Here is a 9,267-nt window from a genome sequence, read left to right on the forward strand (position 1 = left end):
GAAATGGTGGCGTTGGGTTTCGTTACCTCCACCCAACCTACTCAACTAATGGTGGCGTGAAACGACCGTGAAACTCAACTTTGTAGGTTGGGTGAAACGCAGTGAAACCCAACAGAAGGTTAGAAATGGTGAGGTTGGGTTTCGTTACCTCCACCCAACCCCAGAGTTGGTTGGTTTTCCCGATAGTTTTGGATGTCACGCACCCTACAGCGCCCACACCGACAGAGGTAAGCCCCGACCAAACCGACCACTCTCAACAGATCCGACAAACACGGGGACCGAGACCACCCACCAACACCGACACGGACGAACAGTGACCACCCCGCCGCCAAAAGCCTCGGAAGACACCGCACGCCCGAAGGAGACAGCCGCCCGACGAGAGGAAAACCAGACCACACCAACCCAGCGAGAGAAGGACCGGGAAGAAGGACGCACACCCACGAAGGACGCACCAGCCCCAGAAGCCCATAACACAACCGACCCAGGAAAAGGAGCCAGACCAGAAACAGAAGCAGGAGAACTCCCCCAAGACCAAGACACGGACACAGAAGCGAGAAGACCCATAAACAATAACCAAACGCAATTAATTGTAGGCGGGTTTCTCAAAGAAACGGTGGGGCGGGTTTATTGATAAGGTTGAGGATTGACAGCCCAGGCGCGTCCCTACAATTATCAATTATAGCTGGGTATGGGTGAAAGATTTTCCAGCCATGCTCAGGCTTCTTTGAAAAATCGGATAATTTCCCTCACGTTATTGAGGATTTGGCTGTCTTCTGTAATTTGCGCGATCGCTTTTTCAGCGGTACGAGAAAGGCGCTCATGTTCGGATTGGTTGGTGGCTTTGAGAGTTTGCATATCGGCAGCTAAACGGGTGATTTCATTTTGACAAAAAGACAATTTTTCGTTTTGTTGAGATGCCCAAGAATTGGATTTATTGGGGTCAAGACTCTTCTGGATTTGCTTTAATGAAGCCTCAATAAATTCTACTCTACCCCTCAATTCTACTACATCCTCGCGGGGGTAAGAAAACTCCCGACGTACCATTGATAAACGGGCTACTAAGTATTGATAACCTCGGAGACATGGACGTAAAATGGTTAGTAATAATGCCGCCACAGAGCCGATATATCCAACTACACTAATTCCCGCCCATGATAACCATAAAAGCACGATCGCACTAGCTATATGTAAGGCGATCGCCACCCACAAAGAACGACCAACTAATTTATGCACATAAGAACGCTGACTGGGTTCAATCGGAATCCCTTTTTTGTCGGACTCCGCCGCCTCTGCCAGAACTTCCTTAGCATCAAAGTGTATATTCCAAGGCACAGTTACTATTAACAATAGCCACCCAAAAGTAATGCCGCCAATAATCCAATCCAAAAAACTCCCACTGGGAATATTGAGCCACTGAAGTATGGAAAAAGTCAGCAGTAAAATCACAACAAATCCAGCAGTCAAAACACCGAAATTAAATGGTAACTTCATACTAAAAATCCCTGCAAATATAAAATTTTGACAGTTCGCACTCCTCCCTAGCCAAGAGTTCAGGTATAATCTCTCAGAGGTGGTAATCATTATTATGCAGAAGGTGTTAACCTATATGGCGATCGCTGTGACAGTCTGACAACCGGCTAATGGTACTATTGAATCAGAGAATCAGAGATTTTGGGCACTATAGGTGAGTAGGTGTGCAGTAGAGAGAAACCATGACCAAATTAACCGGAAAAGTTTATTTAGTAGGGGCAGGATTAGGAAATGTAGCTTATTTGACTGTAAAAGCCTATCAATTAGTCAAGCAGGCTGAAGTCCTAGTTTATGATGCCCTAGTTGATCAGTCAATTATACCCCTAATTTCGCCCCATTGTCTGAAAGTATATGTGGGAAAGCGAGGTAGCCAAGTCAGTACGCCCCAAAGCGAAATTAATGGTTTATTAGTAAAATATTGTCAACAAGGAAAACTGGTGGTGCGACTAAAGGGTGGCGATCCATTTATCTTTGGTCGCGCTAGTGCGGAAATTCAAGCCTTAATTGCTGCTAAGTGTGAATTTGAGGTAGTCCCAGGTATTTCCTCAGCATTAGCCGCCCCCCTACTGGCTGGTATTCCTGTCACTGATACAGTCATGAGTCGGTGTTTTGCAGTCATGACAGCCCATGAGCCAGAAGCGCTAAATTGGGCGAGTTTATCGGAACTCGAAACTTTAGTTATTCTCATGGCGGCGCGAAATTTACCTGTGATTGTACACCAACTTAGACAACATGGGCGATCGCCTGAAACTCCCATAGCGATTATTAAAAATGGCGGTCGCTTTAATCAAAAGGTAATCGTTGGCACCTTAAATGATATTGTAGATAAAACATCACGAGAATCCTTATCTCCCAGTGTCATAGTTGTGGGGAATGTCGTGCAACTGCAAACCTATCTACAGCCTCGCCATAACCACTCAAGAATTATGCTGAGTCCATTACTTAATCACACCATTTTAGTCACCCGTTCGTCGGAACAATCAAACGAGTTTCGCAGTTTGCTGGAACAAAAAGGGGCTGAAGTCCTAGAAATGCCTACCCTAATGATCAGACCTCCTTCTACTTGGGAACCCCTTGATCAAGCGATCGCCTTCTCTGATACATCAAAGCCTTTTGACTGGCTATTATTAACCTCTGCTAATGCTGTATCATTCTTTTTTGAAAGACTCTTGGCTAATGGTAAAGATACCCGCATTTTAGCCAGCACTAAAATTGCTGTGGTCGGCAAAAAAACCGCTATGGTTTTGCGACAATGGGGACTAAATCCTGATTTTATACCCCCGGACTTTATCGCTGATTCCCTAGTCGAAAACTTCCCCGAATCAGTTAGCGGAAAACGTCTATTATTTCCCAGAGTGGAAACCGGAGGTCGGGAGATATTAGTTAAGGAATTAACCCAAGCTGGTGCGGAAGTAGTAGAGGTTCCCGCCTATGAGTCCGCTTGTCCAGATACCATCGATCCGAATGTTCAATCAGCCTTAGAAAATGGTATAATTAGTATTGCCACCTTTACCAGTTCCAAGACTGTCAAAAATTTCTGTAAACTCCTAGAAGGCTTTGCGGGTGATTCCTGGCGAGATTTAGTCACCGGAGTGGCGATCGCCTCTATTGGTCCCCAGACCTCCCAGACCTGCCAAACTCTCCTAGGAAGGGTTGATATTGAAGCCCAAGAATATACCCTAGAAGGACTCACTCAGGCTATCATAGATAAAATGTAGGCAGGGAGTCCTACCCTGTACCGGAACCCTATCAAAGTACAATTTAACCCTTTGTTTCCGGTAACTACCTCGAACAAACTTGATTGAGTTTACGTCATATTACCATAGACTAACTAATTAAATTTTAGGGATATAACCATGTTCAACTTGGGTTTTTCTCGCTTTGATTCCCTCACCGCCATTTTAACCGGAATGGCAACAACTGCCGCCGTCGTCATAAGTTGTCAAGTCGCCCTAGCCACTAAAAGCGCCCAGCAAGTCGCCGAAATCGCTGCACCCATTACAGTTCAAATTAATAGCGCCCTGGGAGACGGTTCTGGGGTAATTATCGCTAGACAAGATCATATCTATACAGTGCTGACGGTGAATCATGTAGTCAAAGCACCTGATGTCGCCTACAGTATCCGCACCCATGATGGTCAAAGTCACCCGGTCACCAGTGTGACTAGACTGCAAACTACAGGTGATGAACCCGATTTAGCAGTAGTAAGATTTGAAAGTAACCAGGAATACCCGATCGCCACTTTAGGCGATTCTGAACAGGTAGTGATTGGGGTTCAGATTTATGTCTATGCTTATCCGGCTACTGGGGGGTTAACCGGCGCGGCACGGGAACCAGAACTCTCCCCCGGATTGGTCACCAGTCGCCCTAAAAATCGCCCAGAAGGCTATAATTTGCGGTATCAGGCTGTTACTTGGAGTGGTATGAGTGGGGGTCCGGTATTTGATTCTCAAGGCCGTGTGGTGGGTTTACACGGCCAAGGGGAGTTTGGATTTGCTCAAACTCGTTCTGGAGATGTTACCCCCATTAAAACTGGGTTTAATGCCGCCGTTCCCATTAATTTGTTTCTCGAACAACTATCACAAGCCCAGTTAAATCCTAGTGATTTACAAATGGATTGGGAAGCCCTAGAAGCCTCTCCTGTGTCGTTGGATACTCCCCAAAATGCCGAAACCTATTACTTTCGGGGGTTGAGTTGGTTGGATCGCGGTTATGCGTGGGAGGCGATCGCTGATTTTAACCGAGCCCTAGAATTGAATCCTAATTCCCCGGAAACCTATTTTAATTTGGGATTGGCGCGGACACTATTGGTGCTTAATGAACCGACCCGTGGCCCCAATCCCGTTCTTGACTACACTAGGGCGATCGAACTTAATCCCGGTTTTGCTGATGCCTATTATAATCGTGCCCTCAGCCATATCCGTCGCCAAGAATTTGAGGAAGCCTTAGCTGATTTTCGCCAAGCCGCAGAACTTTATCAACAACTGGGACGTTCAGATTCTCATCAGGATGCCTTACAGCGTATCCATGAACTTGAGGAAATGGCACAATAACAGTTGAGGCTGTAGGGTGTAAAGTGTGTTTGGGGTGTACAAAAAGCAGCTATCCTGACCTAAAACAAGGAAAACAGAGATGGTCGCTCCTAATCATCAGCACACTTTTTAATTTTCCCCCGTTTCCTTATTGACTAATGACCAAACCAGTTATTCTCTGTGTCGATGATGAACCTATGATTTTGGACACTCTGAGGCGACTGCTTCGGAGAACATTGGGCGGAAAATATCGATTTGAATTTGCTGGTAGTGGCAATGAAGGAATTAAATTAGCTCAAGAATTGATAGAAGCTGGGGAAGAATTGGCGGTAGTCATTTCTGATTATATGATGCCGGGTTTGCGGGGAGATGAAGTATTAAAAGTTATTCATCATTTATCCCCCCATACTATGAATATTATGCTCACGGGTCATGCTGATATTGATGGGGTATTTAATGCTATTCAATATGCTAAACTTTATCGCTATATTTCTAAGCCTTGGGAAAATGAAGATTTGAGTTTAACCATTACTGAAGCTATTAACAGTTTCCAACAACAAAAGCAACTCGCTGACCAAAACTTTCAGCTTCAGGAGATGAACCGCGCCTTAGAATTACTTACCCAAGACCAAGCCAATTTGATTGAGTCTTTGGGTAAGACTGAACGCAAATATCGCAGTATCTTTGAGAATGCTCTGGAAGGGATTTTTCAAATTTCCCCTGATGGAAAGTTTATTAATGCTAATCCCACTTTGGCTAAGATTTATGGCTATGAATCCCCCAAGGAACTGATGTCTTCTATAACTGATGTCCAGAAACAGTTATATGTTGAACCTAATCGTTGGGATGAATTATTAGAAACTTTGCATGAGCGCCTGGAAATATCTAAGTTTGAATCTCAGGTTTATAATCGTGATGGTGAGATTATTTGGATTTCCGAAAGTGCCAGAATTGTTAATGATGAAAATGGTAATATTCTCTATTATCAAGGGTTTGTAGAAGATATCACTGAACGTAAACGCGCTGAAGCTGAACTAGAACGTTTTACCTCCGAATTATTTGAACTCAACCAGTCCTTTTTCCGCTTTGTTCCTCACCAATTTCTACAATATCTCGGTAAAGATAGCATTGTTGATGTTCAACTGGGGGATAATGTTCAACAGGAAATGTCGGTTTTATTTGCTGATATCCGCGATTTTACTAGCCTCTCGGAACAAATGACCCCAGAGGATAATTTTAAGTTTATTAATGCTTATTTGTCCCATGTAGAACCAGCGATCGCCGAATATCGAGGCTTTGTTGATAAGTACATTGGTGATGAAATTATGGCCCTCTTTAGCCACAGCGCCGATGATGCTCTGCGAGCCGGAATTAGAATGCTTGACCTACTAGCAGAATACAACAAAACTCGACGGCGTACCGACCCCACAAAACCTACCTATCGTCCCCCTATTGAAATTGGTATTGGTATTAATACCGGAAAATTGATGTTAGGAACTGTGGGGGGAAAATCGCGCATGGATGGTACTGTAATTGGTGATGCGGTTAATTTGGCTTCCCGTTTGGAAGGATTAACTAAAAATTACGGCGTATCTCTATTAATCTCTCACTATACATTTGTCCGACTTAACCATATTAATGAGTATGGTATCCGTCTTATTGATCATGTTCAGGTTAAGGGGAAGTTAGAAATGGTTTCTGTGTTTGAGGTCTTTGATGCTGACCCCCCCGACTTGCGCGCGGGAAAACAAGCCACAAAAACTATGTTTGAGCGAGGATTATTACACTATTATTTAGGCGAGATTTCTGAGGCGATCGCACTTTTTGAATCCTGTTTAGAACAGAACCCCCAAGATAAGGTCGCTCAGATTTATTTAACCCGCTGTAAGGGTGATATTTAGCTACTCCCAACTAATTGAATCACCCCCTGACTAGGGTTGGGTAATTGGCTATAATTACCCGATTTTTTTAGTTTTTAGCCCAACCAGGTGCTTTAATGGCTGATTGTAAGATAAAAGCCGCTAAGTTATCAATTTCTGCATCCGAAAGCCAATTTTCGGGAATTTCCCGACACCAGTAGTTAGTATCACTACCATCATAGCTGACGGGATGCCTCATATAAGCCACTAAATCTTTGATAGTATCCCTCGGAGGTGTGGCTCCTTTCAGGTCTTCCAGAGACAGGGAAACCGTCGGATAAGGAATAGTTACACCACCAGCGTGACAGTTTAAACAACTATCAGTAAACAACACTTTTCCCGCTGATAGATCTTCTACAGAAAAGGTCTGGGTTCCCCCTTGGCGATCGCTCTGTATTTCCACAGGTTCATCAGTCAGATATCTTAACACATAAGGGTCAACATTTTGAGCTTGAACCGGGAAACTAAAAATCAGGCATCCTACTATATTGGTGATAAATAAGAGCAGTAGAGAGCGCAAAAAACGGTTACGAAACATGGAAATTTGAGGTATTTAATATCAGCAGTTAAATCGGAGACTTTAGATTTTAGCTCCGCTGATTATCCTAGATAATTCGCGGACTTTAGTGGTTACAATTTCAGAGTATTTAGTAACCCTTCTTAGTAGCCACCAAAAACCAAAACCTAAAGTCAGAAATCTAGTTAGGTCAATCTTTCAATCTGAAAGATTAACGGAGGTATTTACCACCACCCCACTGTTCACCGCGAACCTTGGGTTGTAAGAGAATGTAACCCGCTACATTATACAGATCATCTTCGGAGATGTTTCTCATCTTGGGAAAAATGTCTGAACTTTTCAAGCTAGGATGCAGTTCGGATATCTCGACGAAGCCATCATAGGTGGTGGGATTTTTGATATAATCAACCAAGGCTGCAATGTTATCGCGGGGGGGAGTAGCCAAAGCCAGGGCTTCAGGACTCAAGTTAACATCAGGGTTGGTTTTAGTCACACCCAGCGCATGACACTGAGCGCAGGCGGCGTTAAATACTTGTTGGCCTTTTTTGATTTCTTTGAGACTCAAGACAGCAGTATCGCCTTGAGCATTGATGGGAAAGGTTCTCAATTCTTCAGTCAATTCCAAAGCGTTTGCATTACCCACCCACATTTGAAAGGTGAAGAATACAGTGGCAACAGCCAACCAAATGTACCTTTTTAGCATGGTTCTCCTTAACTTTTAGATGATTATAGAACGCACTACAGCAACAACTCAATCGGCAATCTTGAGCAGTTGTGATCCTGGTTTTTAGCGATTCTGTCTCAGAAGTCTGATCTCAATAGTCCTGTGTTAAATGATCTTTGTCAATCGTTGGATCTACTATCTGATTAAGCACTTGTGCGATCGCCAAATGGTAGTCCGAGGCCATTTGGGCCCTAGACAAATGAGCAAAAACCGATGACAATTAGTCAAAACCGGCATCACCCACCAATTATATGCAGTAGTGGGTACTATCAAATCACTGATTTAGAGATTATCGATGCTGTTGGGTTTCCTCAGAACGATGGACATGGCTGAGGGACTTAGGGTTAGAGTCCGACAATTTTACAAAAGGTCTTCCGGTAGGCTGTGGTGGTCGGTGCAGCTTAATCAATTGGGTGAGGGTTTTTTTAAGCTGAGTGCGAGGGACGATCGCATCAATAAACCCATGAGCCATCAGATATTCAGAAGTTTGAAAATCATCAGGTAGTTTTTCTCGCAAGGTTTGCTCAATCACCCGACGACCCGCAAAACCAATAGTTGCCTGGGGTTCAGCTAGAATCAGATCACCGAGCATCGCAAAACTAGCCGTCACCCCTCCAGTAGTAGGATTTGTCAGTACAGGGATATACAAAAGTTTTTGCTCTCGATGTCGTTCCAAAGCTGCCGAGATTTTGGCCATTTGCATCAGGCTTAACATTCCCTCCTGCATTCTAGCCCCCCCGGAAGCACAGATAATCACTACCGGGTATTGATGCTCAGTCCCATATTCGATCATCCGGGTGAGTTTTTCTCCCACCACCGAACCCATACTACCCCCCATAAATTGAAAATCCATCACCCCAAGGGCGATCGATTCCCCATTCAATAAACCCGTCCCCGTTTGGACAGCATCAATTTGACCTGTTTTCTCCCGGTATTCTCGCAGACGATCGCTGTAGGGTTTGCGATCGCGAAAATTCAGGGGATCTACTGAACACAGATTAGCAGCAATGGGCTGCCAGGTATTTTCATCAATCAGTTGTTTAATGCGATCGTCACTGTAGACCCTCATGTGATGGTCACATTGCAGACACACCATAAGATTCGCCTGTAAGTCTTTGGTGTAAGTTAATGCACCGCATTTTTCACATTTGACCCACAAACCATCGGCAATTTCTCGCTCTTGGCGTTCGGGACTAATGGGAACTGATTTTTGTCGATTTGCAAACCAGTCAAATAGAGACATTAATTAAAATACGTTCTGATGTTTGATTGAGGAGATTATTGAGCCTGATACATTTACGCGACATTTATCCGGCTATTGCCTGACAATGCTACGATAGCACTATTACCCGTTAAGGTAACAGAGGCGGTATCCCGCAAAGCTTTTAGAAAGATTCCAAAAGCACCGTTCCAGTCCCTGGGTAGAGTGAACCCACACTCAGGACATCGGAACACTTTTGAGCCACCTAGCTGGGAATGGACATGACCACAGTGAGTACAGGTTTTGCTGGTGTATTCTTCCGTCACATCTACAACTGTGGTTCG

Annotated in this window: 9 protein-coding genes; 4 read left to right on the top strand and 5 right to left on the bottom strand. The window is 44.3% G+C overall.

What is annotated here, in order from left to right; translation table 11 throughout:
* Positions 1 to 67: 67 nt before the first annotated feature.
* Positions 68 to 631, top strand: coding sequence for a hypothetical protein (locus tag P5674_RS21270; protein ID WP_315670255.1), 564 nt, complete (start codon positions 68 to 70; stop codon positions 629 to 631).
* A gap of 83 nt (positions 632 to 714) precedes the next feature.
* Here the strand turns inward: P5674_RS21270 and P5674_RS21275 are convergent, their stop codons facing one another.
* Positions 715 to 1,491 carry a hypothetical protein gene (locus tag P5674_RS21275; RefSeq protein ID WP_315670256.1) on the bottom strand — a complete coding sequence of 259 codons (777 nt, stop codon included), beginning with the start codon at positions 1,489 to 1,491 and terminating at the stop codon, positions 715 to 717.
* Positions 1,492 to 1,712: 221 nt separating this feature from the next.
* Here P5674_RS21275 and cobA point away from each other — a divergent pair, with 221 nt between their 5' ends.
* From cobA to P5674_RS21290, 3 genes are all read left to right on the top strand, one after another.
* Complete coding sequence (gene cobA, locus P5674_RS21280; RefSeq protein ID WP_014276056.1) at positions 1,713 to 3,248, top strand: uroporphyrinogen-III C-methyltransferase; 1,536 nt, start codon at positions 1,713 to 1,715, stop codon at positions 3,246 to 3,248.
* A gap of 138 nt (positions 3,249 to 3,386) precedes the next feature.
* On the top strand, positions 3,387 to 4,583 hold the full coding sequence (locus P5674_RS21285; protein ID WP_014276057.1) for a trypsin-like peptidase domain-containing protein: 1,197 nt from the start codon (positions 3,387 to 3,389) through the stop codon (positions 4,581 to 4,583).
* A gap of 137 nt (positions 4,584 to 4,720) precedes the next feature.
* A complete protein-coding gene (locus P5674_RS21290; protein WP_035735750.1) occupies positions 4,721 to 6,463 on the top strand; it encodes a PAS domain S-box protein in 1,743 nt (580 codons plus the stop codon).
* A 67-nt stretch (positions 6,464 to 6,530) separates the two neighbouring features.
* On the opposite strand, the gene psbV2 is transcribed toward P5674_RS21290, so the two are convergent.
* The 4 genes from psbV2 to P5674_RS21310 form a co-directional block, all read right to left on the bottom strand.
* Positions 6,531 to 7,019, bottom strand: a complete 489-nt coding sequence (gene psbV2 / locus P5674_RS21295) for a photosystem II cytochrome PsbV2 (RefSeq protein WP_014276059.1) — start codon at positions 7,017 to 7,019, stop codon at positions 6,531 to 6,533.
* A 190-nt stretch (positions 7,020 to 7,209) separates the two neighbouring features.
* Positions 7,210 to 7,701, bottom strand: a complete 492-nt coding sequence (psbV, locus tag P5674_RS21300) for a photosystem II cytochrome c-550 (RefSeq protein WP_006616772.1) — start codon at positions 7,699 to 7,701, stop codon at positions 7,210 to 7,212.
* 310 nt (positions 7,702 to 8,011) lie between these two features.
* Complete coding sequence (accD, locus tag P5674_RS21305) at positions 8,012 to 8,965, bottom strand: acetyl-CoA carboxylase, carboxyltransferase subunit beta (protein WP_006616771.1); 954 nt, start codon at positions 8,963 to 8,965, stop codon at positions 8,012 to 8,014.
* A 53-nt stretch (positions 8,966 to 9,018) separates the two neighbouring features.
* Positions 9,019 to 9,267, bottom strand: a 249-nt coding sequence (locus tag P5674_RS21310) for a zinc ribbon domain-containing protein (protein ID WP_315670257.1), incomplete at its 5' end; no start/stop codon positions are given.

It is taken from the genome of Limnospira sp. PMC 289.06, assembly GCF_032350395.1.
Lineage (GTDB): Bacteria > Cyanobacteriota > Cyanobacteriia > Cyanobacteriales > Microcoleaceae > Limnospira > Limnospira platensis.

What these genes read in the sequence shown, in the direction of transcription:
- psbV (WP_006616772.1), bottom strand. Translation starts at nt 7,701, where the DNA reads ATGCTAAAAAGGTACATTTGGTTGGCTGTTGCCACTGTATTCTTCACC.
- P5674_RS21285 (WP_014276057.1), top strand. Translation starts at nt 3,387, where the DNA reads ATGTTCAACTTGGGTTTTTCTCGCTTTGATTCCCTCACCGCCATTTTA.
- cobA (WP_014276056.1), top strand. Translation starts at nt 1,713, where the DNA reads ATGACCAAATTAACCGGAAAAGTTTATTTAGTAGGGGCAGGATTAGGA.
- psbV2 (WP_014276059.1), bottom strand. Translation starts at nt 7,019, where the DNA reads ATGTTTCGTAACCGTTTTTTGCGCTCTCTACTGCTCTTATTTATCACC.
- P5674_RS21275 (WP_315670256.1), bottom strand. Translation starts at nt 1,491, where the DNA reads ATGAAGTTACCATTTAATTTCGGTGTTTTGACTGCTGGATTTGTTGTG.
- accD (WP_006616771.1), bottom strand. Translation starts at nt 8,965, where the DNA reads ATGTCTCTATTTGACTGGTTTGCAAATCGACAAAAATCAGTTCCCATT.
- P5674_RS21290 (WP_035735750.1), top strand. Translation starts at nt 4,721, where the DNA reads ATGACCAAACCAGTTATTCTCTGTGTCGATGATGAACCTATGATTTTG.